The following is a 23,839-nucleotide window of genomic DNA, read 5'->3' on the forward strand; positions in this document are numbered from 1 at the left end:
GGCCAAATGCAGACGTTCGCCGTTGGCTCCTTACACCCCGAAAGGGGGACATCCCACCAGGAATCAAACCTTATTTTTGCCCAATGAATCAGCCCATTTATTGGCGAATCTATACAGAGGGAAGAACGACTCCGAGAGCTCCATACCCAGTGGAGTGAGCCCGTAACCGCCCTCGTTTGACTCAATGAAACCTGCCCCACGAAGTTCGTTGACCCTACTTTGCAAGACAGTGGGCGAGATATCGCCACACACACTTCGCAGTGCACGGGAACTGAGTGAACCGTGCTGAAGCTCCCAAAGGATCCTCAACGCCCATTTCTGTCCGAGCACATCCAAAAGTGCCATGATTGGGCGCCGCCCACTCATCATTTGCAAACCCAAGCTATGATCATCATTCATGCATATGGCCCTTGCTCGCTACAGATAATGTAGCAAATACTAGCGCTACACATTTGATAGCGAAGGGTACATCATGACTCGAATCAAAACACTCGAAAAACCCTACACGCAAGGCCTCCAGGCGACGTTTGACAAAATAATGGGAGAGGGCGTCCCACCACTGTTGTTGTTCACCACCATCGCCACCAGCGAAAGGGCATGGCAGAAGTTCACGGCTGGTTCACTGCTGGATGGAAACCTGCTGACGCTTCGTCAGCGGGAGCTAATCATCAATAGGGTCTGCGCACTTACCGGATGCGAATATGAGTGGGGTGTGCACGTTATGGCTTTCGCAGAGCGGGCCGGATTGACGAGAGACGATATCGGCCACACCTTGGATTATCCGCTCCGGGCGGAGCACTGGACGGAGGAAGAGGCGGTGCTGCTGGCTACTATTGATGCCCTGCACAATCGCGCTACCTTGACTGAAGCGGAATTTCAGGCCACTCGACGATACCTCGATGATGATCAAATCCTTGAACTGCTGATGCTGGCGGGCTTCTATCGAACGGTATCGTATATCGCCAATAGCCTGACCCTTGCCCTTGAACCAAACGCGGCGAGATTCCGTGATTTTCGGCATGAAGCAGCGCAATCGTCTTAGGCTGACGACTCGCTTTCTGGTCATGAGCTGCCCCGCGAAGGGCAGCTATGGATCGATTGCGGCCCTTGGCGAAGAGTAGCAATCGGCCAAGAGCGGACACTCGAACATCACCTGATCGACTATTTTTCAGGACGAAGCGGTCACCTGTGTTCCGCTGCCAACAATGACCTGAACTGCGAAACGCTCTCTGAAGAGAGTCCGGCAGCTTCGAACACTGCGCAGGTAAAGCTAACGGGTGCAGGGCCTGGAGCAGTTATGATGCGGTCGGCAACTACCGCTACTTGGCTGCTTCGATAAAGCGCGGCGCCTTCATAACCTACGGCATTGTGTTGTAAGAATTCAGCGCTGTTCGAGGTATGAGAAATCGTGTCGAGAAGCCCGGCCCTCGCAAGTGCCAGCGTTCCCCCGCAGATACCGGCAATTGTCGCTCCTCCTGAACGACTAGCATGAAGAAAGTCCCGAATATCCGGTGCATCTGCGCGTTCCCAGATCATTCCACCGATGACGACCACAACGTCCGGCTTCCAGTCCAGGCATTGTTGCAAGCTGCTATCCACCGTTACAGCCAATCCACCCTGCGAGCGGAACTGCCCCGTAGTAGAGGCGAAAAACCTGACGTCGATCCCGTAAAACGGGGATGCGGTTCCTGCAACGAAAGCGTATTCCCAGTCCGCAAAACCGGGTGTCAGTATCAAGCCCACGCGTGCCATCAGTCAGAATCCTCCATGGAAACGAATAACATAGAATGACAACAAATAGATCTCAACGACTGCTTACGTTTTTACACAGCCTCGGTCGACAGTTGCCGGTTATGTAGTGTCGAACTGGCTGTTTGCTGGCTCGTTGCGCAGCGGTAAACGTGCGGCGATCATGAGCTCCAGGCACGGCTCAATGGGCATGATCCGTATGCTTATCTGAAGGATGTTCTCACGCGCCTGCCGACTCAACGGGCGAGTGAGATTGCGCTATTGCTGCCGCATAACTGGCAACCACCTCGACTGGATTAACTCACTAACCGAAGGACATAAAATGCTCATTGTCTTCAGCGGCCTTCCGGGTACCGGAAAGACGACTATCGCAAGTGACCTTGCCACCAGAACAAGTGCCGTGTATCTGCGGATCGATACGATTGAGCAGGCTATCCGAAACTCCGGTGCTCTGGCACAAGACGTGGGTCGGAGCGGTTACATGGTCGCTAATGAGCTTGCTCTGAGCAATCTTCGTTTTGGCAGCACGGTCATAGTCGACTGTGTTAACCCAGTCATCGAAAGCCGAAAGGCGTGGAGCGAAATCGCCACACGCGCTGGTGCTCCATTAGTGAATATCCAGGTGGTTTGCTCTGATAAACATGAACACCAGCGACGGGTAGAAAACAGGAAGATTGATATTCCCGGGCTGACGCCACCAACCTGGCAGTCTGTATTGGATCATGAATACGAGGCGTGGGATAACGCGCCGTTTAACATAGACACCGCCCTGACCTCTCCAGCGGAGGCTGTGGCAATGATCACCAAACGATTTTTATCTGGAAGCCCAACGTAGCAAGGTGTGATCAGCAGACGCTTACTGCACAGTCCCTTCGCTCCGAGCTGCACAGGCTGGTATCGAGAATGGTATTACCACATCCGTCCGGTAGCAGAAATTGCGCAGATTTATTTTGTGGGGAGCGATGCGATCATTTGATCAAAGGCCGTTACCGAATATCTTCCATCAAGGTTTTCTACGGTGGGCATTTTTGAAGGAAACCCGAATCGCACTCTGCCGGGAAGCACTTCATCCATAGCTGAGTACCAAGTCAGCAAATCCAATACGTCCTTGTGCGATCGTTTCTCTTGTGGTGTCCAACTCTATTCGCCAGTCGTGCTCGCTCGCCTCGCCGATCTGCCAAAGGCTCCATATGTAGTGGAGCTTGAGAGGGTCACTGTCACACAAAGCCCACGAAGAAATGTCTTCCATGGCCAGCGCCGTTTGCCAGCGATCCACGTTTCGTTTTGCCCAAAAAGTTGCTGCTCCGACTGGATCCTTTATCCGATCCGGCTCGTTTTCAAAACGGCCATTTTCAGGAATGACATGTTGCCCTCCATGCTTAGCGCACCCGAGATGCATGCCTGCATGGTCCTGCCTGGCTGGATGTGGGGCCCTGCCGACATTGGCCTGAGTTTCCGGGCGCTAGAGCTGACACTCACTGACACCGTGGCGTGGTACCGCGATCACGATTGGTTTGAAAACCACAGTGCGCCTCCGTCGCCGGAAAACGCACATCCGTCATGGCCGACGACTGACTTTCGCAGATAAGATTACCGTCGGGCCCCACCTTCACCGCATAGCAGGACAAGGACGTAAACATACTGTGAGTAGGAAAATAATTCTGATGCGTCACGGCCAGCCAAAGTTGGTCGCAACCGACAAAATGTCAGCGCTCGATATGAAAGACTGGATCGAACAATACAACCGGTCCGAAATTACCAACCAACCCGTCCCGGATGCCAGCATGCAGCTCGCCGCAACCGCCACGGTGATTGTTTCAAGCAACGCACCTCGTGCGCTGACTTCCGTCCAGGCTCTTGGCCTGAAACCCGCCCTCGTCGACGCGCTTTTCTGTGAAGCTCAACTGCCTTATGGTCACTGGAAACTGCCACGGCTATCGCCGTTTACCTGGGCATTTATCCTTCGAGTTTTATGGTTGTGCGGTTACTCACGCAAAGTCGAATCCGTCGGCACTGCGAGGATGCGCGCCAGCACGGCAGCTCAACGACTTCAGTCCCTTGCCGGCGAAGGACCGGTTCTGCTGCTCGGTCATGGCTTTATGAATCGAATGATCGCCAAACAACTGGTGGCAGATGGATGGACTCGCCAAGAACGTAACGGCAGCCAGTATTGGAGTGCGACGGTGTATCAATATGGCGGTGTTTGAGAGGTGCCTATCACCTCGACATACGTTTTCACACACTCCGGGCCATAAGCGGACCTCAACGATCAAAACGAGGAGTAGCCGTCACGCAGGTCACGCCCCTTGCCAACAAGGGTACCGTGCAGATACTGTCAGCTTTATGAATCAGCCACGCATTGCCTCGACTACCACTACCACGACCGCCCGGGGCGGGTCGTGAGAGGTTTCGTGAGCCAATAACGCACGAACTTCAAAAGGCCCGCCAGTGATGAATAGGGCCTTTTCTTTTGCCCTTGTGTCGCTGGTCCAAACGCAAGGAAAGCACTATGTATGCACTGTTGATTCTCGATATGCAGGTTGGGTTGTTTCATGGCCCGGATAAACCATGGGCTGGCGAAGCGCTGCTAAACACTTTGAATAGTCTGTTGAGCAAAGCCCGGAGGGCAGGCGCACCAATTTTTCTTGCTCGCCACGTAGGTCCGCCTGGCTCGCCTATCGAACCTGGAAACCCGATCACAGAACTGGTGCAGGAACTGCTGCTACAAGGCGATGAAGTGATCTTCGAAAAAAGCCGACCCAACGCGTTCGCCATGACGGATCTGGCCGATCGGCTAAAAGCTTGTGGATCTCAAGGCGTGGTTATTGCCGGAATGAAGACTCAGTACTGTGTCGACAGCACCTGCCGCGCTGCACGAGATCTTGGGTTCGATGCAGTACTGATCGCCGATGGTCATACCTGCACCGACACCCCTGCATTGAAGGCCGAAAATATCGTCGCTCATCACAATGCAACCCTGGCGGGCCCGTTCTGTCGTGTCGTTCACGCTGAGAACTGGCGTTTCTAAGCCTTGCCCTCATGTGAATGCCTAACCCACCAATACCTCTTTCGAAATCCCACGATCTTTTTTCAGCAAACGGAGTCACTTACATGGAAGTTATCAATCAGTTGCAGCCCGCAGAGTGTGCAGGTATGGAGGACATCCGACGCGAAATCGATGCCCTTGATCAGGCCGTTATCAAGCTATTGGGCAAGCGTTTTCACTATGTGCTGGCTGCCTCGAAGTTCAAGACCTCAGCGACTTCGGTGCGTGCTCCGGAGCGTTTCAAGGCGATGTTGGCAACACGTCGCGAGTGGGCCGAGGCCGAAGGCTTGAGCCCGGATGCAATCGAGAAGATGTACAGCGACCTGGTGAACCACTTCATTGCCGAAGAGATGAAACACTGGGCGGCTCATCAATCCGAAACCTGATCCGCCGCACAGCGACCAAGTAGTTCTACCAAAAAGGGGAGCGACCCTATGAAGCCCGTCAGAATTCGTACCCTCCAAAATACTGACGCTGAGGCGTTGCTGGCATTTGAATTGAACAATCGCGAGTGGTTCGAGCGTTTCATTGACGCGCGCGACGCTGCTTTTTACTCGCTGCAGGGCGTCACCGACCACATTGCTGCTTATTTATCTGGTTTTACCGCCGGAACCTGGCACCCATTTGTCCTAGAAGAGGCTGGCGGAACTATAGTTGGGCGAGCGAACCTGAAAAGCATCGATATGTCCGAGCGGTCGGCCGAAGTTGGTTATCGGATTGCTCAAAGCGCTTGTGGACGGGGACTGGCAACGCTGGCGGTGAGGCATTTGATCCAGGAGGCGCAGTTACATTGGAGCCTTAAACTACTGGTTGCCAACGTATACGCTGCAAATATCGGCTCGGCAAAAGTACTCGAACGGTGTGGCTTCTTGATCGAACCTATACCCCGGCAAGAAGGGACAGAGTATGAATATCGGTTGGGTCTTTCGATTTAGATGATTGAAAACGGGCACCTTGTCAGTGTCCGTTTTTTTTACAGTTGCCTGCTGCGGTTTTTGGTAGTCCTCAGTTTTCCCGTTACCTGCGACATTCCACAGACCTGACAATAGTCTTCAACGACGAACCCGGCTGATACACAGAGGTCAAAGCAGGTGATGACGTCGCCAATGATCAAAGGCCTCATTCAAGGGCGAAGTCAGTAGCTCACATACTTTAGGGTGCACCGGATAATTTCAGCAGGCTCGGATGCTGCCGAGGGGCAATTGCTGACTGCTGCCACATCCAATGCTCCCGTATCGGAGTACTAACATGACTCAGTCAATGCGGTTCTTCCTATCGATTGTCCTTGCGACGCTGGCATCGGCCAGCTTCTTGAACTCTGCTAGTGCGGCAACCGCCGAGGACCTGGATGTCGACTCTCGGCAAGCGTTGCAAACTCTCTACAAGTCCACGCCATTTGCTGAAAGCATTTCGCAAAACGCCAAAGCGATTCTTGTCTTCCCGAAAATCATCAAGGCAGGCCTTGTGTTTGGCGGCAGCTATGGCGAAGGTGTGTTGTTGAAGGACAAGAAAGTAGAGAATTATTACAACTCCGTAACCGGGTCCTGGGGGCTGCAAGCAGGCGCCCAGTCATATGGCTATGCGGTTTTCCTGATGACCGACAAAGCCGTGGACTATGTACGTAAAACCAAGGGTTGGGAAATCGGCGTAGGCCCCACTGTTGTAATGGTGGATGAAGGGGTGGCGAAGAATCTGTCCAGCACGACAGTGAAGGACGATGCCTACGCGTTCATTTTCGACCAGCAAGGGTTAATGGCCGGGATCAGCATCGAAGGAACCAAGATTTCCCTGATCAAGCGCTAAAACCGGTCGTTTGGCGCATGGATGCGCCAGGCGTCCGCTTGAAGCCATGCGGGATCCAGCGGCTGATTAAAACGCTCTGCCCAGTCAACGACCTACACCAGCACAGTCAACCAGGCCGACACCAGCAGCAAAAAAGCCAGTGCAGTGTTCATGCGTTTGAATGCCTGTGGCGAACCAAAAGCCCGGGCACTGCCCACGCCGAGCAATGCCCACAGGGTCATGCACGGCAAGGAGACCAACAGAAACATCAGCGACAACACCACCAGTCGCAGGGTCTTGTCGCCGCCACCGACAAATACGCTCGCCACCGCCACCGCCATCATCCAGACCTTGGGGTTGACCAATTGCAGGGTGGCGGCGCCGAACACGCTGAGACCCTCGTCGCGCGGGGTGGCTGATTCCAGGGACGGCGGCGCGCTTTGAAAGATCTGCCAGGCCAGCCAACTCAACCAGAGCACCCCGGCCCAGGCCATCGCCTGCTGCACACGCGGAAACCGTAGCAGCGTTTCACCCACGCCGAGCCCGACTGCAAACACAATCAGCGCCGCCGCCCCGCAGGCACCAAAGATGATAGGCAGCGTGGCACCCAGCCCCCGCCGCGAACTGTGGCTCAACACCAGAATATTGGTCGGCCCCGGGGTAATCGAGGCAACGAACGCAAACAGCAGGAAAGGCAGCAACGATTCCACGGCATGGACTCCTTGATCAGATTGGAAACCATGATCGCGGGTCATCGGGATTCAGTCTGGAAGGTTTGAGCAGCGCTTGCGGTAATCTGCGGGTGTGAGCTGGTAGGCCCGGCGGAACCAGCGCCCCATATGGCTTTGATCGGCGAACCCGAGAGCACTGGCCACCTGCGCCGGCGACTCGCCCCGCGCCAGCAACTGTCGCGCCTTGGCCAGGCGCAGTTGGATCAAATAAGCATGAGGCGCCAGCCCAAAGGCTGCCTTGAAGGCCCGCGTCAGACGAAAGCGATCAACCCCACAGGCTTGGGCCAGATCATCCAGGCCGATGTCTTCGTAGACATGGGCATGCAAATAGTCACGCGCAACCTGGGCCACCCACGGCAGGCGCGGATCAAAGGCCTGACGCTTGCGCCAATCAAGGTGGCAAGTGAGCGAACCCAACAAGGTGTCGATGGCGCTCTGGCGCACGATGCGCAAGTCGCCCTCATGGAGGGCGTGGAAGGCTTGAAAAATGGCAGTGGCCAGGCGCGGATCCTGGCTCAGGGTGTCGGCAAACCCCGGCTGACTGTTGGCCGGCGCGTGCTCGAACAACGCGTGCAACTCCCGCTCCAGCCAGTGCGGATCGAGGTAGAGCATGGAATAGGTAAACCCCTCCTCGGTCGGCGCATGCCCATCGTGGATTTCCCCCGGTTCCAGCATGAATACCTTGCCCGGCGTACTGAGGTGACGAACGCGCCGGCAATTGAACTGCTGCACGCCCTGCTCGGTAACCCCCACCAGAAAACTGTCATGCCAATGCGGATCGTAGGCATGCCCCTGAAAATGGGCACGAATCGATTCAATCCCGGTATCGGCGTCCTGGGACAACTCAATCCAGTTGCGTCTATCCACGGAAGGCTCCATAGGTCATGGTTCAGCGTTGAGCTGTGCGGACGACTAAATTACCGCGCAATGGAAAAGGACGTTTAGAAGATTTGTGCAGATTCCTCGGCAAACGCATCCTTGATAAATGCCTCCAGCTCCTTCTCTTCCAGCAGCTCAATAGAAAAATGGCCGAAGCGTTTCGGTAACCAAATTATGCGTGTCCCACTGGGCGTTTGGAGATCATCGCGAGACAGCGGTTTTCCGTTCTCGTTTTCCGGCTGGACTCCTGCATCAATCAATTCGTCGTAGGCTGCCTCGATGTCTGGTGTGGAATAGCAGTGACGGTAGATCGTGCCTTCGCCGTTGGAGTCCATTAACGCCTTGAGATTTCCGGTAAACGGTTGCACCAACATAAGGCGCTCCGCTCCAAACATGACGATCGCATAGCGCACATGCAAACCGTCGCGCTGCCAATCAAGTGTCCTGGAAATCCTGGCACTGAAGACCCGGGCGTAATACCTGCACGCTTCCTCAAGGTCTTGGACGAGAACATCCACGTGGCTGAACTTTAATTTCAATTGCCTCACCTTTTTCAGACATACGATTGGTTTGCTGCCAGTCCGGGTATTCTGACCTTTGCGATAGCGACTGATGCATGCGGCCGATTTCTGTCGATGTTGACCGGTAGTTATGGGTCTAAACCAGTCAGTTACAGGAGCTCTGCACCGAGCTGTAATCTATCCATACCAGAGCGCGGATCTCATGCCATCCCTCCGCCTCGTCCGGTATAGGGAGCACATTTTGGCGAAGCGTTTTTACACACCTGGGCCATTACTTGCCTGTCACGACCGCAGCCGACTGCTGCTGGATGCGAAGAGCCGCCCGAGCTTGTATTAATCCGAGATTATTCATTAGCGATGTGCCCGCGAGAGGTCGACTGGCTCACCGGCATTGCCCCACAAGCCCTCAAACCTGAAATGGCTTTTAGGTGCCTACCTCTCATCTCAAAAATCATCGATTTTTTGAAATCACACCAGCCATGTATTGATTTAAATCGCGCAGATCTTTAATCCTCCATGAGTACGGCGATAGCTTTACACCATTCTCTCGCAACGTTTTTGGAATCAAGTCTCCATTTGGACGAAGTATTATCGATGATACAATTACGCCCGGATAATCATTCAATCGTTTTTTGAAAGCGGATGTTGTTAGATCAGGTGTAGGAGGATTGCTTTTATTAGCCAATGGTCCTGTTGCTTTGAGATCTATTCCGTGGCACATAGTGCATCGCTGTAAATAGAGATTTTTTCCATTAAGATTATCCGCGTAGGATAGTGATGTTTGAACTAGCGATAAAATTCCTAGCGAAGCGATGAATAATATTTTCATTGTTTTTATCTTCCTTGATCGGATCAGCGTTGACTGGACGCGATTTGGCGCGCGGGAAAGATATCAGCCATCGTGTCGGCACACACAGTCATTTCCGATGCCCATTGAATCAACTCGTTTTCCAGGCGCATCCCGGTGACCGCTTCTGGCTGGACAGCGACCGCCACTCATTGTGAGTGATCCACCCTTGTCCTCTCTCAATGTGGAGGACAAGCCATGAACACTATCGCTACATACAGCCATCAGCCTTGGAACAAAGGAGAGCTTGTCGGCAGAAAGCCCCGCTCCGATTCAGAATATCTGGGCCATCCGGGTAAGACTTCAGCTTGCTGAGAAGACACGAGATTTGGCGCTCTTCAACTTGGCCATCGACCGCAAACTGCGTGCTTGTGACTTAACCAAGCTGCGAGTACGAGACATAGCCCATGGGGAACATGTGTCGTCACGGGCCATCGTGATGCAGCAGAACAATTTAAAAATTTTCTGCCTCGGGCGCACGGAAGGCCTTACTGTAGTAGCCAGACTGGTCGAAACAGCAAACCTGCTTCTTGCCGGACGCAAGCATATCGCAGGCATCACCAATTCGTTTTGCGCGCGTCTTAAGTTGCTTGGCTGAAGTAATCCAGTGTATCCAGTCTACTCGTGCGATGGTCGTCGTATTGTTCCAAACTTTACGAGCCTCAGGAGTGGCTGCCAGTGCCTCCTGAAAATCTGGTGGGATGTCAGGCTCGGGTTCCTTCTTCACAGGGGTTAGCTCTAGTGTAACGATATCCCCAACGGCCGCGCCTGCGGCTTCGTGTAACTCTCTGCTTACCTGCAGCCAATGGCTCAGCTGACCATCCGGCTCAAGGGTTGCCTGGAAATGGTGCCCATTGATTGTGCCTTCAACAGTCGTCCTTCCTCGCCTCGGAAGCTGTTCACTCGCGTCTCTTGGCAGTACTACGAACGCCCACGACGTATCATTACCGGGCTTTGCCGGACGAAGAAGCTTTGCTTCGAATCGGGATTTCACATCGATTGTTGTCATTGCAACTCCTCCAACTAATACGCCTAACTACTATTTGGCGACATCACTGTCGCGTTTAAACGAGACAGTTTCGTATAACGTTCCTTGTCGTCCTGCAAGCCCTTGTCTTGCCTGGAGGAATTGCAGCAAACGCGACATAGTCCAGGGAGAAACGCGACATGGATGACGCCAAGCTCAGCTGTGGTAAAGATTCAGTGCAGAAGGTCGACGCTACCTATTTGCCACTAGTCTGTCCAGCGGCTGCTTATTGCCGAGGTTGTGTAAAAACGTTTTTAGAACAGGTTTGGGGATCAGGGTCAGTACGAAAATGATCCGGTGACCCCGCGTGTCGCACCACGACGCAGCGACCGGTGGCGACAGGCAGAATCCGGCCAGGTGCAGTCACTTTGGCTCTGTATAAACGAAGCCGTTTTAGCTCGTTCCTCAATCATGGTTTTGGCCCAACATTGCAGATTCAGACAATACCGATTGATGGTTTCGTAGCTTTCCTCCAGAAAACCATCCGCCGCCTGGCAGCCTGATTCAGACCAGAGATCGAAACGCTCAATGAAGTGGTGAACCAGTTTATTGCGCAGGTCAACCAGCTCCTTGAGGTCGGCCTTCATTGCCTCATAGTGTTCGGCTGTCATTTCCAACTGGAATCGATGCCTGAGCCAGATCTGGTCACCGACATCGGCTTCGGTCTGTGAATCTTCTTCATTTGGAGGCGGCGGAGTCAGAAAGCTTTCGGTCAACATCCCCACCAACGTACCCATCGTCTTGTTCAGTGCAGACTGGGCCAACTGGTTGAGCGGCTGATCCCGTACTAACCTACACCCTTGAATGACAAGGAAGGTAAACCCCACAGCAGTGAGTGCAAGTATAAGGATATAAAAAATGCCATTGGATAGAACGTGCTTCTCTCACGCAAAGGAGTTTGCCAGCTTCGACCAAGGCATCTATCTGGGCATAGGCAACGACGTTGTCGTGCTTACGATGGGAAGTCAGGGAGGTATTGCCCACTCCGAAACAGTGACGCCCGTCACTGAAGGCATGTGCTGGGCGTATTGCTGCCAGTGGGTTCTGAACATCAAGGCCAATAAACGTTATCTGGTAAAAACCCTCGATAATGTTTCTGCATCAGAATTACAGCGGGACATGATGAGCCGTCACGCAACGTCTGACACCAGCAACGCGCTGCGTTTGGCATTGGGTGGACTGCATTCTGCCTACGAAGATGTTCCCGAGTTGTTGACCAGCGTCGACTCTATCTCGACGTGCCTGAACAGGTACGCAACAGGACACGCGAACTTTTTGATGCTGACGCTCAAGGGCGGGACCCAATGGGCGCACGCGGTGGTCTTGAAACTCAATCAAAGTTCAACAGGCGGCTACCTGAACTGGAGTTACCCCTGCGCCATGTTTGATCCCAATATCGGACAAGGGATGTACAACAATCACGCCGATATGGCAGCGGATGTGCTTGCACTCAATCAGGCTTACTCCGCGGCCTTTGCCCAAAAATCGGTGGTGACTTCGGTCAGGGCGCAATTGATTTCTTACAGCAGTGGGGTGAATTGATGAGGTAGTTGACCTATCGTTTGCAAAAGGCATGGCAGCCTGCCGCCCCCCCTGCTTGACTGGCTCACCACGGACTCCGGACAGACAATAGACGCCTTCTGTCGCTACTCAACGATGTATCGTGAATGAAACGCATCAAGCTGGGGATGATGTGAGAAGCATCTGGCCCAACGCCTCTGAGGGTGGCCGAAGCAAAGTTGCGCTGTTTCGGTAATCCCACAAAATACAAACCCGGTACGTGCTCCGCCTGCCCATTGCGCTGATCCAGGTTCCCATTGCCCCCCCTGTGTAGACCTGCCAAAAAACCGAGGTTGGGACGAAATCCGGTCGCGAAAACCAAACTGTCCACTTCGGTGTGCTGACCATCGGCCCAGAGCACGCCCGTTGACGTTACCTGCGTGAACATTGGCTTGCGCTCAAAAAGCCCCTGCTTCATGGCTCGACGATAGGTGCCATCATCCAGTACGGGAGTGCTTTGATCATTCAGCCAACGAGTCCTCTCCATCCCTGTCCACTTGAGCCAAGCATGAAAATCCACACCGAGGATTTTTTGCGGAAAAAATCGAATCGAGTCCCTTGTCGCCAATACGACGCTGCTGACTTGAGCCAACTCATGGGCAATTTGTACCGCTGAGTTGGCGGCACCTATGACCACTACGCGTTGATCACTGAAGCCATCGACATTTCGGTAATCAGCGCTGTGTAAACGTTGCCCGCTAAAACTCTCCAGCCCCTGAATGTCGGGGATGAACGGCTGATTGAATCCGCCGGTGCAAACGATCAGTGCTTTGGAGCAGAAACACTGACCATCCGATGCCTGAAGCAAAAACAGTCCATTCTCTTTACGCACTTTCTGGACACGTATGTTCTGCCGTATGGGTAGCTGGAAAGTGTTCGCGTACTGCTCCAAATAATCTACGACTTCATCGCGTAGCGGATAATGTTTGGCTTCAGCTGGAAAGGGCATCCCAGGTAACGATGAATAAGCAGCCGGGGAAAAAAGTCTCAGGCTGTCATAGTAATTGCGCCAGTTTCCACCTGGCAGGCTCTCGGCATCGAGGATGAGAAACCTGAGGTTCTGCTGCCGCAGGTGCCAGCCACACGCGAGCCCAGCTTGGCCCGCACCAATAACGATGGCGTCCATGGGCTCATTTTTTACATTCATGTATGCGCACTCATGCATATATACAGATGATAAAAAACTACTCTGGCGCACCTGGGCAGCAAAACGGGGCCAGACTCTTCATGTGCTGGAGAATGTCTTCAAGCCGTGTCACCACCGCCGCCCCATCCACCTCGTAGAACATCTGCCGGCTGACCTTGGCAGCACGGACGATGCCCGCCTCTGACAGCACTTGCAGATGGCGAGATACCACAGAACGCTCTTGGGGCAACCCTTCGGCAATTTCGGCGATATCCGCACGCCCCAGTTGCATGACTCGCTTGAGCACAGCGACCCGCGACGGCTCGCAAAGCGCTTTGAAGAAGGCTCCATCGAGAGAGTCGATTGCGGCATCAATTGCCCTGGAACGTATAGAGGTTCGGTTCGTCATGCGGAGGACTATATGTGTATATCCATGCACACGTCAATTCGCCCCCTCTCGCACCCATCGTCTGACCTCAGCCTGTATGGCATAAGCCGGCGCCTCCACCGCATTGAAGTCTTGGGTATACCGCTGGGCAAATCCTTCTACCCCCCATTCCTGATACTGCTGAACATGCTTTAACTCGTGAGCCCAGAGCGCGATGTTCTGTTCGGCGGTTTGAGCGTCCCGGAAGAGGATGATGTCGATCAGCGTCACGGCACCGACATCGGGGTTTTGCAGCATGGCAGTGGCAGCGTTGAATTGGCCGTCGTCGCTAACTTTGTAGCGCGCGGCATCGAGGACGCTGGGGTCGTACCAGCGCAACAGTTGCTCGCGGATGTGCGGTGGAATGGGTTGGATGCCGGCGTTGGCTGCGTCAGAGCGGGCTTGGGTCAGCCACAGCGCCAGGGCTGGTGCCGCGATCTGGTAGATACCATCCGGACCAAGCAGCGGTCCCACGTCTGGCAGGCAGATGCAGCCGTTCATGCACACCTGTGTCTCGCCAACTGGGCAGGCGTTGGTCTGGGCTCGTATTTCAAGCGTCAGGCAAAGAACCAACAGCGCCACCAGGCGCGTGGTGATGGGCAGCATTGGGCGCTCCAGAACGGACGCAGCGCAAACAGTGGGCCACAATTGATCGACGATCCGCATAGCTTTAGCGTAGTCCCGAACCAAGCGCTCCCAGGGTAATTGCAAGAAGCGGTACTGAACCGACTCCCTGAGCGCCAGCTGCCCTCAAGCAGCGGCGCAGTTATGGCAGCGGCCCGTTGATTTGCGCCGAGATCGCCGCAGCACCTCGCATCAACCGGGTTAATCGACGACTTTTATCTGCGTCAGCCCTACCCGCTCAGCCTGCTCTAAAATCTCCGTCGGCGTCGCGTCCGCAGTGGGCATGATCAGGCTGTTCTCACCATCCCCATAATGCAGCTGTAGCAGGTGCATCGCTGCCTCATGGACAGGCAGTTGAGGCTGCTCGAATTCGAACATGTATGTGCGGGGCTCGCCGTTGAACAGGTATTCCAGGGTGTAGTTGCGCATGGCAGGATCCTCGTAGGCGTGCAACTGTCTCCTGACTTATCAGCCAGCGTTTAGCTTAGCTGCTCGGCTTTGCACTGTTCTGCTTGGTTCAAAAGCCAGCAGCTCGGTAATCCACCGAGCCTGCCGAGCGGTATCTTGCACCTTCTCCTCGGGCACGGCCTGCCGCGCCCGGGCGAAGCTGGTCAGGGTCTGTTGCTTGTGGCGCAGAATGCGCTGCCACTTAACCAGGAACGCCGGGCTGCGTGCCTGCATCTGCAGCGGGCCGAAGTACAGCTCCTCGGCGGTGTATAGCACCGGCCCGACGCGCTCGGCGACAATGATCTCGTAGTAGAAGCGGTTTTCCCGGAGCACTTCCTCGCAGAGGATACGGTAGCCATTCTCCATCAGCCATTGGCGCAATGGCTGCTCGCCGCCGTTGGGCTGCAGGATCAGGCGCTCCTGACCGCTCAGGCGCGCCTTGTCGCTGTCGAGGATATCGCGGATCGTCTCACCGCCCATGCCACAGATGCTGATCGCCGTGATCCCGTCTGCCGGCTCGATCGCCGCCAGGCCATCGGCCAGGCGCACGGTGATCCGCTGATCCATTCCGTTCTCGCGCACCGTGCGTTCGGCCGAACGGAATGGCGTCAATGCCACCTCGCCCGCCACCGCCGCTGCGATGGCGCCACGACGCACCAACGCTACCGGCAGGTAGCCGTGATCCGAGCCGATATCGGCCAGGCGCGCATCTGCTGGTATATGCGCCGCGACGCGCTCCAGGCGCATGGACAATGTGTGTTCGTTCAACTGCAGTTCCTTTTCACCACGAACGTCCAAAACCTTTGGCCGGATCGGGGCGCGATTCTGTCGAGTAACATGATGCATTTCAAATTTCTGCGACCAGGGCCATGGCTCGCCCTGTTATCGGAGTACCTGGATCAGCACTCAGGAGAAATGATTGAGTCCAGACTGGGTTCAGCAGCCAGTTTCAATCGGTCAGCTTTACTAACGTATTTAGACTTACTGGGCGGTGCCAATTTGGCACTGGCCTTTTTTGCGTGAGCCTTTAATAACTGCTTTATTTTTTTACGACGATTCATGTTTTCTACTCGGCGTGTAAGTTCTTGAATGATGGCAGAGGTTTGCACCCCAATGTCAGTGTTTGACCATCGGTTGGAATGAACAGCCTGTGCCCGACACCGGCCTCGGCCGCTGCCTGCGCCAGTTCCTCTCGGGTGACGGGACAATGGTTGATGGCTTCCAAATGGTTCGCGACAACGGTGCCCTGGCTGAGACGCGTAAATTCGAGCACCTCTTCCAGCCCCATTATGATTTCGCCGCCAATATCGAAGCGAGCCCCGCCGGCGGGTACGACACTCACCTGAGGCTGATGCTGTAGCACGAGTCAACAGTGTATCGCCCGCCAGATACAGGCTGGGCTCGCCGGGAAACTCAATCAGATAGCCGACGCCATGCTCCATCAGTTGACCGATCAGCCCCTCGCCGTGCATGCAGCGAACCGTGCGAATCCATCCGCTCAGGAACTGCATCTTCAACGAATCTGATGCCACCGCGAGCGGTGTGAACGGTTACCTGCCGATCGCTCAGACGCTGATCGAGCGGCATGTCAGCGCGACGGTCTTTCACGATCTCAACAGGCTGATGGTACTCCCTCGCCCCACACAGTCGCACGACGCCTTCCAGTCCCTCAGCCTCATTGAGCAACCCAGCCAACTGTTGCGACGGGTGCACACCTTGGTAGCCGGTGCGAAGATTTTGCCGAAGGCCAGACAGGGGAGCTACTTTTTCAACAGAATCGGCCGATAGCTGCCTGTTGCGAAAGGCTGCAACCCTGAGCGGACACTCGTCAATGTCCGTCAGGGTCGAAAGCTGCTTGCTCCGCTATTGCAGTGGAACATACACATCAGTTTGCCATTGATCCTGCGGCGTCTCGGGATAAGCGCTCAGGTAATTGAAGAACAGCGGGTGGTCACGAAGTTCCTCTCCACTGGCAGGAAGCCAATCGCGGTAAATCGGATAGATCGTTTCGCCGATGTGATCCGGTGACCCCACGTGTCGCGCCACGACGCAGCGACCGCCAGGAATGACGATCTCGTGCACACCGAACTCATTCGACGCCACGGCCTCGTGAATCTCGCCGCAGATTGCGAATCGGAATGCTTGTGGAGGTGTCGTATCGGGGTTGCCATAGGGAATGCCAAAGGTGCGACTCGATGCCACCGGCGACTGTCCGCTTTGCATGCGCCACTCAATGAACTTGCGCACGCTCTCATTGACGAGCCCGGCTGGTCCGCAGTGCTCAAGCGCTGCCACCCTGATTTCAGGGAATTCCACGATTTGTACTTGCATGATGATAGTCCTGGAAAAGTGAGGGATTGCGAATACCGCATTCCAGACCTGCCAGTTCGGTTCCTTCCTGAACGCACTCGGCGTCATACCGAACGCTCTCCTGAACGCCCTGCAAAATGCCTCGGGGCTTTCAAAGCCGGCACCGAGTGCGGCGTCCAGTACCGAGTGATCCGCGAGGGCGGCCAGGCGATGTGCCGCGCGTCGTAGCCGCATCAGTTGCACATAACGTGAGACAGGCACTCCTGCGAACGCGCTGAATTGTCGATGGAAGTGAAACACCGAAAAGTTCGCCACATGGCTCAACGTCTTCACCGACAGGTCACCTTCGAGATTGGCATCAATGTAGGCGAGTACGGTGTTGAAGCGTTTTGTGTAAGCGAAGTTGGTCGGCATGTCAGACACTGGGAAAAGGCTCCTGGAAGTACGGTCGGCAATAGAGTCGACTATAGCGGCATGAACGCGCCTAGCCGCGTTTGCTCAAGGTACGTTTTGGGTTGGCCGATGCGATCTCTTCCACTGGGGATGTAAAGTTCGGGGGCATCCAAGGTGTCCAGTTCTGGCCGGTTGCTGCCTGTTGCGAAGGGCTGCAATCGACCGATTCTGTTGAAAAAGTCGGATTTTCAGCTCGCCTGAACTCAGGCACGGCTACCACCAGAGAACCTACTCACCACATTGAGTGGTTTTTCGGCCCTTCGTTGACCTTTGCTGCTCGATTATTGGGTTAGTTTGAGGTTTTTTGCTTGGTGCCGGGGCACCTATCCCGTGACCGGTGGCCCTTGCGGTAAAAGTTTGGCCAGCCGGCGCAGGTTCTGCACCGCGGCGGCCAGCGTGAACTCATCGCTGGCGCCACTCATGCCACGTAGTCGCAAGCGATCCAATTTCAAGATGCGCTTGAGGTGGGCAAACAACATTTCGACCTTCTTGCGTTCGTGACGGGAGCGCACGTACTCCGGTGTCGCTGCAATGCGCCGAGCCACATCCCGCGCGGCTTCATGGACGCTGCGAGCGATCTTGCGAAACGTGGTGTTCGGGCAGCACCGGGCTTTCATCGGGCAGTTCGCGCAGTCGGTTTGCCGGGAGCGGAAGATGATGGTGTTGGCTTTGGTGACGTGCGAACGCTCATTCTTGAAGGCTCGCCATTCGCTGCGCAATGCGTTGCCGGCGGGGCAGCGGTATTGCTCAGCCTCCTCATTCCAGTGGAAGTCCTTGCTCGAAAAGCTGTCGTTCTTGCGCCCGGTTTTGTCCCACACTGGCACGTGCGGCTCGATGTCTTTCTCCTCCACCATCCAGGCCAGCATCGGCGCGGTTCCGTAAGCGGTGTCGCCAATCAGGCGTTCCGGCTTGATGTCGAACTGCGCTTCGACGCGGTCGATCATGGTCTTGGTGCTGTTCGATGAGCCGGTGTGGGCTCCACATCCACGATGACGCCGTGCTCGGTATCGATCAGCAGCACTTCATTGAACAACCAGCGAAACAGATCGCTGTCCCGAAAACGACCGTGTCGATTCTTGGAGAAGGTTGAGTGATTAGGGACTTCATCTTCAAGGCTCAAGCGGCAGAACCAGCGATACGCCAGATTCAAATGGCCATTCAGTTCGAGGTCCCTTGCAGTCCAGCCCCTAAAGCATCACCGCATGCTTTTCACCAAGGCTGTCACCAAAGCCACGGATCACCGCCAGCAATGACTTCACCCGCAGCGGCAGATTCCCGGCCGGGTACACCGCGTGCATCTGCGGGCTCTCACCGCCGCTGGAGGTGAGTTTGTACTCGGGACAGACTCGCAGCAACCGCCCCGCTTCCACTTCAGGCTCCGCCATCCAGTCTGCCAGACGGGCGATCCCGACGCCCGCCAGGGCCGCCTGGAATACCGCCAAACCGGAGCTGAAACGAAATTTTGGATGAACCCGAAAGCTGATGGCCTGTTCCTCGCTGCGAAAATTCCACTCCTTGAGAATCCGCGGCGCCGTATGCAGGATCAGCGAGTGCGCCTCCAGCGCCTCGATGGAGTCGGGCATCCCGCGCCGCTCCAGATACCCGGGGCTGGCATACAAATAACGTGAGTAGTTCCAGAGCGGAAAGCCGATCAGCTCACTGGATTGCGCAAACGCGCCGCGAATCGAGAAGTCCAGCTTGCTCTTGGCCGGGTCGATGATCTCATCGGTGAAAATCACATCGACGCTCACGTCTGGATAACGCTCGGCGTACTGCGCGATCAGCCGGGGCAATACCCCGTGGCCAAGGAACTCGGGGGCGGAAAAGCGGACCCAGCCGTAGGCCTGGCCGCTGATGCCGGCCAGGTCTTCATCCGCCTCACGTTGCAGATCCAGCATTTTGTAGGCATGGGGCAACAAGCGCTCACCCGCCTCGGTCAAGCTCACGGCATTGGAGGAGCGATTGAACAACATGACCCCGACACTTTCCTCCAGGGCCTGAACGGCGCGGGTCAGAGCACTGGGAGAGCGCCCCAGGGTCCGTGCCGCCGCGACGAAGCTACGCTTGCGAGCCACCGTTGCGAAGGCTTCGAGCTCCCCCAACATATCCAATGCCATGTGCCACCTCGTTGCACTTTTCACAACGTGGCATTGCAACACAAAAAAAGCGCTTCCGTTAACCTTCCTGCTCAAGGACGCAGGCAAGCCGATGCGACGAAACACGTAGAAGCCGCCGGACGCTCACCCACCCTTCATCGTCAGAGCCTGATTTCATGGTCGATATTGTTATCCTTTGCGTGTTCGCCTTCGCCGCCGGCCTGATCGATGCGGCAGTGGGCGGCGGTGGACTGATCCAGATACCCGCGCTATTCAACGTGCTGCCCACGGCACAACCGGCGGCGCTACTGGGTACCAATAAGGTCGCGGCAGCCTGCGGCACCGCATTCGCGGCCCGGTCCTTCGTGCGCAAGGTGGTGATCAACTGGGGTCTGGTGATCCCCGCCGCCTGTTCGGCCTTTGTCATGGCCTTCTGCGGAGCGGCCACGGTGTCATTCGTACCCCAGTCGATGATCCGGCCAGCGGTGCTGGTGTTGATCGTGCTGATGGCGATCTACACCTTCTGGAAAAAGGACTTCGGCGCCCTGCACAAACCCATGCACATCGGCACCAAGGAAAAACTGCTGGCGATCGTCATCGGCGGTGCCATCGGCTTCTACGACGGACTGTTCGGTCCCGGCACTGGCAGCTTCCTGATCTTCCTGTTTATCCGTTGCTTCGCCTTCGATTTTCTTCATGCCTCGGCGTCGGCCAAGCTGGTGAACATCGCCACCAACATAGCGGCGCTGATGTTCTTCATTCCGACGGGTAACGTGCTCTACCTGATCGCAATCCCCATGGCGGCATTCAACATCCTGGGTGCGCTGACCGGCACCTGGCTGGCGGTTCATAAAGGCGTGCCCTTTGTCCGAACTCTGTTTCTGGTGTTGCTGGTGATCCTGATCGGCAAACTGTCCTACGACCTGTTCGTGTAAACCTGAGGACATGGAGGCGGCATTTGCCCACTACGTTTCAACCATTGCTGGCATCGATAGTCACCATCACGCCAATGAAGTTCTCATAAAAAATCCTCGGCGTAACATCCGCTCCATACCCAACCAATAACACCCCGGAGCACACCACCATGAAACGCCAAATCCTCCTCAGCATCGCTTTTTCGGTTTTTGCAGTTAACGCTTTCGCCGCTTCCTCTGCTCACCCGGTCGTCGCCGAAGGCGGCTCGGATCGTTTGATTGAAAGCCGTTTGGCTGAAGGTGGTTCGGATCGTCTGATCGAGAACCGCGTCGCCGAAGGTGGTTCGGATCGTCTGATCGAAAACCGCGTCGCTGAAGGTGGTTCGGATCGTCTGATCGAAAACCGCGTCGCTGAAGGTGGTTCGGATCGTCTGATCGAAAACCGCGTCGCTGAAGGTGGTTCGGATCGTTTGATCGAGAACCGCGTCGCCGAAGGTGGTTCGGATCGTCTGATCGAGAACCGCGTCGCCGAAGGTGGTTCGGATCGTTTGATCGAGAACCGCGTCGCTGAAGGTGGTTCGGATCGTTTGATCGAGAACCGCGTTGCTGAAGGTGGTTCGGATCGTCTGATTCAGAATCGTGCGGCATGAATGAGTGGCTTTACCGCAACACTCAACCAAAAAACCCGGCCTCATCAGCCGGGTTTTTTCATGCGTTTTTAGTGCCCGACGGGATCATCAAAGATGGTCAGCGCGGGTCTTCACAGTGATGAACATTTTGATGCGGTCGTGGATTTCCTGAATGGCATGACGGAACGGATCATGTTTTTCACTGGTGATGGGGTCCTCGAAATTCCACACGATCACTTCTCCGGCGCCGGGCATCCTTGAAGCCTCTTCGGAGGAGGCAAACCTGCCTGGGTAACCGTAACGTTGCGGCATACACGCCCTGACGCTGCCAGGCCTCGTCGCTGAATCATCAAGAACGACCGTCCGTAACCCTGCCCTGGCCCCCTCCAACCCTTCGCTATTCTTAACCACACACCACCGCTGGCACGGCTGAATGCACGGCTTGCGGCATCATCGTCAGGAGTAAGGATCCGGGTAAGGAGTACGCCACTTCAACAGAGTATCGAATAATGAAAATGCTACTGATGGTCGAGTTTCCCCATGAGCCTTTCAACGCGCTTGTCAGGTCCGGGAAAATCGGCGAAATCATGAACCGCATTCTGGAAACCATTAAGCCAGAGGCGACTTATTTCACTGAGCAGGATGGAATGCGAAGTGGGATTTTTCTGATCGATATAGAGGACCCTTCCGAAATTCCCGGATATGCGGAACCCTTCTTTCTCAACTTCCAGGCCAGCTGCAAATTCCGAGTGGTCATGAGTGCGCAGAACCTGCAAGACTCGGGTCTGGAGGAGCTCGGTAAAGCATGGGGGTAGGTTCGATCAATGAGTGAAAAACCTGTGGTGAGCGAGCTTGCTCGCTCACCACACAGGCGAAGCCTGTCGCTTACTGAACGGTTTTCAGCTTGACCACATCACCGGAGATTGTGGTGGTGTAACCGGTCAAAACCCAAGCCCAGAACCAGTTTTCCTGCACCTGGGTATTGATCATCGCGTCGCCGCCCTTGGCCTTGATCGCGGCATTCTGAGCGCGGATGAAGCGGTTGTTCTGCTGGATCGGGATGAGGCCAAACAGCAGGAGGCCAGTGGCGGTCGCTTCACTGTGGCCGACAACGGTGTACTGGCTGCTGTCGTACTGCTGAGTCTTCATCGGGGCGCCGGTGCAACCCGCCAGAACCAGACCGAATAGGGCTACGGCAACAACTTTGCTGAGGTAATTCACTGAGTCACTCCATTTAGAAATGCCCGGGATCCATCTCTCGGGCGGCGCCTACTCTAACGGACGAGATAGCTTATTGATATCACCTGTACAGCCTTTACGCGGCAAACATTTTGATGAGGTACAGATTATTGCGGCTGAAAGGTTTGAAGGTAGGCCAACAGATTTTCGATCTTCTGCGGATCGCTCAGGCCCCAGAAAATCATGCGGGTTCCGGGGACTACTTCTTTTGGCGCTTCGATATAGGCGGTGAGTGTTTCACGAGTCCAGATGACGCCTGATGATTTCATCGCAGATGAGTACTGGTAGTCCGTCGTGCTTCCCGCAGGACGCCCGAAGATGGCATTGAGCTGCGGACCAAAAGAGCCCCGTGCCGAAGTCCCGACTTGATGACAGCCGCCGCAGATACGGGTAAATAGTTTCTGACCGGCTTCGGCATCCCCCGTCGCTTCTGCTTGCATGCTGAATAACCCGGTATTGAGCATCAAGGCGAAGGTCAGTACGGCGGCGTTTTTCATGTGGTGCTCCAAATCAGGTGTTGCTGACAGCAAAAACGGGCGGCTATTTCATCATGACTGGCTGCTACACCGAAGCCTTGACGTTAATCTATAACTCTCTTTGTTCCTTTAACGTCGTTGCGCAGGAGGGCCAGAATGAAACCCGTGGAACCCTTTTTCCGGGACTCAGGCGTAGGCCCGGGCGTTGTCTGCTTTCATGCCAATGCGAGTCACTCGGTGCAGTGGCGTGGACTGCAAGATCATCTGGCCGCAAAGTTTCGGGTTCTGGCGCTCGATTCGTTTGGCGCCGGCAAGAGCCCGGCATGGCCCACCGATCGAATCGTCACCCTCAGTGAAGAAGCGCGCTTCGCCGAGCCGGTGCTCGCCCGCGCCGGCGAACCGCTCATTCTGGTCGGTCACTCTTACGGTGGGGCGGTGGCGTTGATCGCAGCGTTGCAGAACCCCGGCCGGGTGCGCGCCATGGTTTTGTATGAGCCAACCTTGTTTGCCCTGCTCGACGCCGAATCACCTCCACCCAATGAAGCGGATGCCATCCGTGAAGTCGTCGCACATGCCGGGCTGGCACTTGAGGCGGGTAACCTCGACGCCGCAGCCCAGCACTTCATTGACTACTGGATGGGTGCCGGGGCCTGGGAGCAAACCCCGGAACAACGCAAGCCCTCCATCGCCGCCGCGGTGGCCAATGTGCAGGGCTGGGCTCACGCGCTGTTGAACGAACCGACGCCATTGCAGGCGTTCCGTTCGCTCAACCTGCCAGTGCTTTTCATGGTGGGCAAGGACTCGCCGGCATCGTCACGGGCAGTGGCGCGGCTGCTGACCGCCACACTGCCGAACGTTGAAGTGGTAGAACTCGAGGGGCTCGGTCATATGGGGCCGATTACGCATCCCGAGATCGTCAATCAGGTCATCAAGCAATTTATTGAGCGCAGTTGACC

The 23,839-nt window shown here is 55.5% G+C and carries 31 protein-coding genes and 6 pseudogenes; 16 read left to right on the forward strand and 21 right to left on the reverse strand.

The window, feature by feature from the left end:
- Nucleotides 1-63: 63 nt before the first annotated feature.
- Nucleotides 64-399: a winged helix-turn-helix transcriptional regulator gene (locus PSH97_RS17945; protein ID WP_322791088.1), complete on the reverse strand. Its 336-nt coding sequence runs from the start codon at nt 397-399 to the stop codon at nt 64-66.
- Between the two features lie 73 nt (nt 400-472).
- Here PSH97_RS17945 and PSH97_RS17950 point away from each other — a divergent pair, with 73 nt between their 5' ends.
- On the forward strand, nt 473-1,042 hold the full coding sequence (locus PSH97_RS17950; RefSeq protein ID WP_305446086.1) for a carboxymuconolactone decarboxylase family protein: 570 nt from the start codon (nt 473-475) through the stop codon (nt 1,040-1,042).
- Between the two features lie 140 nt (nt 1,043-1,182).
- Here the strand turns inward: PSH97_RS17950 and PSH97_RS17955 are convergent, their stop codons facing one another.
- Nucleotides 1,183-1,752 carry a DJ-1/PfpI family protein gene (locus PSH97_RS17955; RefSeq protein WP_305446087.1) on the reverse strand — a complete coding sequence of 190 codons (570 nt, stop codon included), beginning with the start codon at nt 1,750-1,752 and terminating at the stop codon, nt 1,183-1,185.
- A gap of 109 nt (nt 1,753-1,861) precedes the next feature.
- Here PSH97_RS17955 and PSH97_RS17960 point away from each other — a divergent pair.
- Together PSH97_RS17960 and PSH97_RS17965 are read left to right on the forward strand one after the other, a co-directional pair.
- Nucleotides 1,862-2,049: pseudogene (locus PSH97_RS17960) on the forward strand (transposase domain-containing protein); the annotation flags it as partial.
- A 22-nt stretch (nt 2,050-2,071) separates the two neighbouring features.
- Complete coding sequence (locus PSH97_RS17965; protein ID WP_305446088.1) at nt 2,072-2,584, forward strand: AAA family ATPase; 513 nt, start codon at nt 2,072-2,074, stop codon at nt 2,582-2,584.
- 110 nt (nt 2,585-2,694) lie between these two features.
- On the opposite strand, the pseudogene PSH97_RS17970 reads toward PSH97_RS17965, so the two are convergent.
- Nucleotides 2,695-3,148 (reverse strand): annotated as a pseudogene (locus tag PSH97_RS17970) (hypothetical protein).
- Between PSH97_RS17970 and PSH97_RS17975 the strand changes: the two are divergent.
- From PSH97_RS17975 to PSH97_RS18000, 6 genes and pseudogenes are all read left to right on the forward strand, one after another.
- Nucleotides 3,128-3,337, forward strand: a pseudogene (locus PSH97_RS17975) (hypothetical protein); the annotation flags it as partial. The pseudogenes PSH97_RS17970 and PSH97_RS17975 sit on opposite strands and share 21 nt — an antisense overlap.
- A 76-nt stretch (nt 3,338-3,413) precedes the next feature.
- Nucleotides 3,414-3,956, forward strand: a complete 543-nt coding sequence (locus PSH97_RS17980) for a histidine phosphatase family protein (RefSeq protein WP_305446089.1) — start codon at nt 3,414-3,416, stop codon at nt 3,954-3,956.
- 302 nt (nt 3,957-4,258) lie between these two features.
- Nucleotides 4,259-4,777, forward strand: coding sequence for an isochorismatase family protein (locus tag PSH97_RS17985; protein ID WP_305446090.1), 519 nt, complete (start codon nt 4,259-4,261; stop codon nt 4,775-4,777).
- Between the two features lie 83 nt (nt 4,778-4,860).
- The gene (locus PSH97_RS17990) at nt 4,861-5,181 is read left to right on the forward strand and encodes an isochorismate lyase (RefSeq protein ID WP_305446091.1); all 321 of its coding nucleotides are present in this window, start codon (nt 4,861-4,863) and stop codon (nt 5,179-5,181) included.
- Nucleotides 5,182-5,229: 48 nt separating this feature from the next.
- A complete protein-coding gene (locus tag PSH97_RS17995; protein WP_305446092.1) occupies nt 5,230-5,730 on the forward strand; it encodes a GNAT family N-acetyltransferase in 501 nt (166 codons plus the stop codon).
- Nucleotides 5,731-6,043: 313 nt separating this feature from the next.
- Nucleotides 6,044-6,598: a lipid-binding SYLF domain-containing protein gene (locus PSH97_RS18000; protein ID WP_305446093.1), complete on the forward strand. Its 555-nt coding sequence runs from the start codon at nt 6,044-6,046 to the stop codon at nt 6,596-6,598.
- Nucleotides 6,599-6,690: 92 nt separating this feature from the next.
- Here the strand turns inward: PSH97_RS18000 and PSH97_RS18005 are convergent, their stop codons facing one another.
- From PSH97_RS18005 to PSH97_RS18020, 4 genes are all read right to left on the reverse strand, one after another.
- Nucleotides 6,691-7,287 (reverse strand): LysE family translocator, encoded by a 597-nt coding sequence (locus PSH97_RS18005; RefSeq protein WP_305446094.1) that lies wholly within the window; start codon nt 7,285-7,287, stop codon nt 6,691-6,693.
- A gap of 51 nt (nt 7,288-7,338) precedes the next feature.
- Nucleotides 7,339-8,175: an AraC family transcriptional regulator gene (locus PSH97_RS18010; RefSeq protein ID WP_305446095.1), complete on the reverse strand. Its 837-nt coding sequence runs from the start codon at nt 8,173-8,175 to the stop codon at nt 7,339-7,341.
- A 74-nt stretch (nt 8,176-8,249) separates the two neighbouring features.
- Nucleotides 8,250-8,726 (reverse strand): VOC family protein, encoded by a 477-nt coding sequence (locus tag PSH97_RS18015; RefSeq protein ID WP_305446096.1) that lies wholly within the window; start codon nt 8,724-8,726, stop codon nt 8,250-8,252.
- A 433-nt stretch (nt 8,727-9,159) separates the two neighbouring features.
- On the reverse strand, nt 9,160-9,537 hold the full coding sequence (locus PSH97_RS18020; protein WP_305446097.1) for a c-type cytochrome: 378 nt from the start codon (nt 9,535-9,537) through the stop codon (nt 9,160-9,162).
- 216 nt (nt 9,538-9,753) lie between these two features.
- On the opposite strand from PSH97_RS18020, the pseudogene PSH97_RS18025 reads away from it, so the two are divergent.
- Nucleotides 9,754-10,003 (forward strand): annotated as a pseudogene (locus tag PSH97_RS18025) (integrase); the annotation flags it as partial.
- Between the two features lie 6 nt (nt 10,004-10,009).
- Here the strand turns inward: PSH97_RS18025 and PSH97_RS18030 are convergent.
- A complete protein-coding gene (locus PSH97_RS18030; RefSeq protein WP_123722198.1) occupies nt 10,010-10,564 on the reverse strand; it encodes a YdeI/OmpD-associated family protein in 555 nt (184 codons plus the stop codon).
- Between the two features lie 296 nt (nt 10,565-10,860).
- A complete protein-coding gene (locus PSH97_RS18035) occupies nt 10,861-11,319 on the reverse strand; it encodes a hypothetical protein (RefSeq protein ID WP_305446098.1) in 459 nt (152 codons plus the stop codon).
- A 121-nt stretch (nt 11,320-11,440) separates the two neighbouring features.
- Between PSH97_RS18035 and PSH97_RS18040 the strand changes: the two genes are divergently transcribed.
- Nucleotides 11,441-12,124, forward strand: a complete 684-nt coding sequence (locus PSH97_RS18040) for a hypothetical protein (RefSeq protein WP_305446099.1) — start codon at nt 11,441-11,443, stop codon at nt 12,122-12,124.
- 64 nt (nt 12,125-12,188) lie between these two features.
- Here PSH97_RS18040 and PSH97_RS18045 read toward each other — a convergent pair whose 3' ends face one another.
- The 6 genes from PSH97_RS18045 to PSH97_RS18070 all read right to left on the reverse strand — a co-directional run bounded on the left by PSH97_RS18045 (nt 12,189) and on the right by PSH97_RS18070 (nt 15,827).
- On the reverse strand, nt 12,189-13,289 hold the full coding sequence (locus PSH97_RS18045) for a flavin-containing monooxygenase (protein ID WP_305446100.1): 1,101 nt from the start codon (nt 13,287-13,289) through the stop codon (nt 12,189-12,191).
- 37 nt (nt 13,290-13,326) lie between these two features.
- A complete protein-coding gene (locus PSH97_RS18050) occupies nt 13,327-13,677 on the reverse strand; it encodes an ArsR/SmtB family transcription factor (RefSeq protein WP_305446101.1) in 351 nt (116 codons plus the stop codon).
- 33 nt (nt 13,678-13,710) lie between these two features.
- On the reverse strand, nt 13,711-14,301 hold the full coding sequence (locus tag PSH97_RS18055) for an eCIS core domain-containing protein (protein ID WP_305446102.1): 591 nt from the start codon (nt 14,299-14,301) through the stop codon (nt 13,711-13,713).
- 219 nt (nt 14,302-14,520) lie between these two features.
- On the reverse strand, nt 14,521-14,748 hold the full coding sequence (locus PSH97_RS18060) for a hypothetical protein (protein ID WP_305446103.1): 228 nt from the start codon (nt 14,746-14,748) through the stop codon (nt 14,521-14,523).
- A 39-nt stretch (nt 14,749-14,787) separates the two neighbouring features.
- Complete coding sequence (locus tag PSH97_RS18065) at nt 14,788-15,534, reverse strand: tRNA (adenine(22)-N(1))-methyltransferase (protein ID WP_305446104.1); 747 nt, start codon at nt 15,532-15,534, stop codon at nt 14,788-14,790.
- Between the two features lie 131 nt (nt 15,535-15,665).
- The gene (locus PSH97_RS18070) at nt 15,666-15,827 is read right to left on the reverse strand and encodes a DUF2986 domain-containing protein (protein WP_305446105.1); all 162 of its coding nucleotides are present in this window, start codon (nt 15,825-15,827) and stop codon (nt 15,666-15,668) included.
- Nucleotides 15,828-15,916: 89 nt separating this feature from the next.
- On the opposite strand from PSH97_RS18070, the gene PSH97_RS18075 reads away from it, so the two are divergent.
- The gene (locus tag PSH97_RS18075) at nt 15,917-16,126 is read left to right on the forward strand and encodes a hypothetical protein (RefSeq protein ID WP_305446106.1); all 210 of its coding nucleotides are present in this window, start codon (nt 15,917-15,919) and stop codon (nt 16,124-16,126) included.
- 503 nt (nt 16,127-16,629) lie between these two features.
- On the opposite strand, the gene PSH97_RS18080 is transcribed toward PSH97_RS18075, so the two are convergent.
- The 3 genes and pseudogenes from PSH97_RS18080 to PSH97_RS18090 all read right to left on the reverse strand — a co-directional run bounded on the left by PSH97_RS18080 (nt 16,630) and on the right by PSH97_RS18090 (nt 19,646).
- Entirely contained in the window at nt 16,630-17,499 is an 870-nt protein-coding gene (locus tag PSH97_RS18080) for an AraC family transcriptional regulator (protein WP_305446107.1), read from the reverse strand.
- Nucleotides 17,500-17,852: 353 nt separating this feature from the next.
- Nucleotides 17,853-18,682, reverse strand: a pseudogene (locus PSH97_RS18085) (transposase); the annotation flags it as partial.
- A gap of 34 nt (nt 18,683-18,716) precedes the next feature.
- Nucleotides 18,717-19,646 carry a LysR family transcriptional regulator gene (locus tag PSH97_RS18090; protein ID WP_305446108.1) on the reverse strand — a complete coding sequence of 310 codons (930 nt, stop codon included), beginning with the start codon at nt 19,644-19,646 and terminating at the stop codon, nt 18,717-18,719.
- Between the two features lie 155 nt (nt 19,647-19,801).
- On the opposite strand from PSH97_RS18090, the gene PSH97_RS18095 reads away from it, so the two are divergent.
- Both PSH97_RS18095 and PSH97_RS18100 read left to right on the forward strand, forming a co-directional pair.
- Nucleotides 19,802-20,560, forward strand: a complete 759-nt coding sequence (locus PSH97_RS18095) for a sulfite exporter TauE/SafE family protein (protein WP_305446109.1) — start codon at nt 19,802-19,804, stop codon at nt 20,558-20,560.
- A gap of 149 nt (nt 20,561-20,709) precedes the next feature.
- Nucleotides 20,710-21,189, forward strand: a complete 480-nt coding sequence (locus PSH97_RS18100; protein WP_305446110.1) for a phage infection protein — start codon at nt 20,710-20,712, stop codon at nt 21,187-21,189.
- Between the two features lie 87 nt (nt 21,190-21,276).
- On the opposite strand, the pseudogene PSH97_RS18105 reads toward PSH97_RS18100, so the two are convergent.
- Nucleotides 21,277-21,444 (reverse strand): annotated as a pseudogene (locus PSH97_RS18105) (arsenate reductase ArsC); the annotation flags it as partial.
- 233 nt (nt 21,445-21,677) lie between these two features.
- On the opposite strand from PSH97_RS18105, the gene PSH97_RS18110 reads away from it, so the two are divergent.
- Nucleotides 21,678-21,983, forward strand: a complete 306-nt coding sequence (locus tag PSH97_RS18110) for a panthothenate synthetase (RefSeq protein ID WP_305446111.1) — start codon at nt 21,678-21,680, stop codon at nt 21,981-21,983.
- 70 nt (nt 21,984-22,053) lie between these two features.
- On the opposite strand, the gene PSH97_RS18115 is transcribed toward PSH97_RS18110, so the two are convergent.
- Together PSH97_RS18115 and PSH97_RS18120 are read right to left on the reverse strand one after the other, a co-directional pair.
- Nucleotides 22,054-22,389 (reverse strand): hypothetical protein, encoded by a 336-nt coding sequence (locus tag PSH97_RS18115; RefSeq protein ID WP_095053216.1) that lies wholly within the window; start codon nt 22,387-22,389, stop codon nt 22,054-22,056.
- Between the two features lie 125 nt (nt 22,390-22,514).
- Nucleotides 22,515-22,904, reverse strand: a complete 390-nt coding sequence (locus PSH97_RS18120) for a c-type cytochrome (protein ID WP_305446112.1) — start codon at nt 22,902-22,904, stop codon at nt 22,515-22,517.
- Between the two features lie 135 nt (nt 22,905-23,039).
- Here PSH97_RS18120 and PSH97_RS18125 point away from each other — a divergent pair, with 135 nt between their 5' ends.
- Entirely contained in the window at nt 23,040-23,837 is a 798-nt protein-coding gene (locus PSH97_RS18125) for an alpha/beta fold hydrolase (RefSeq protein WP_305446113.1), read from the forward strand.
- Nucleotides 23,838-23,839 lie beyond the last annotated feature (2 nt).

Origin of the sequence: Pseudomonas cucumis (genome assembly GCF_030687935.1) — a bacterium.
In the GTDB taxonomy this organism is placed as follows: domain Bacteria; phylum Pseudomonadota; class Gammaproteobacteria; order Pseudomonadales; family Pseudomonadaceae; genus Aquipseudomonas; species Aquipseudomonas cucumis.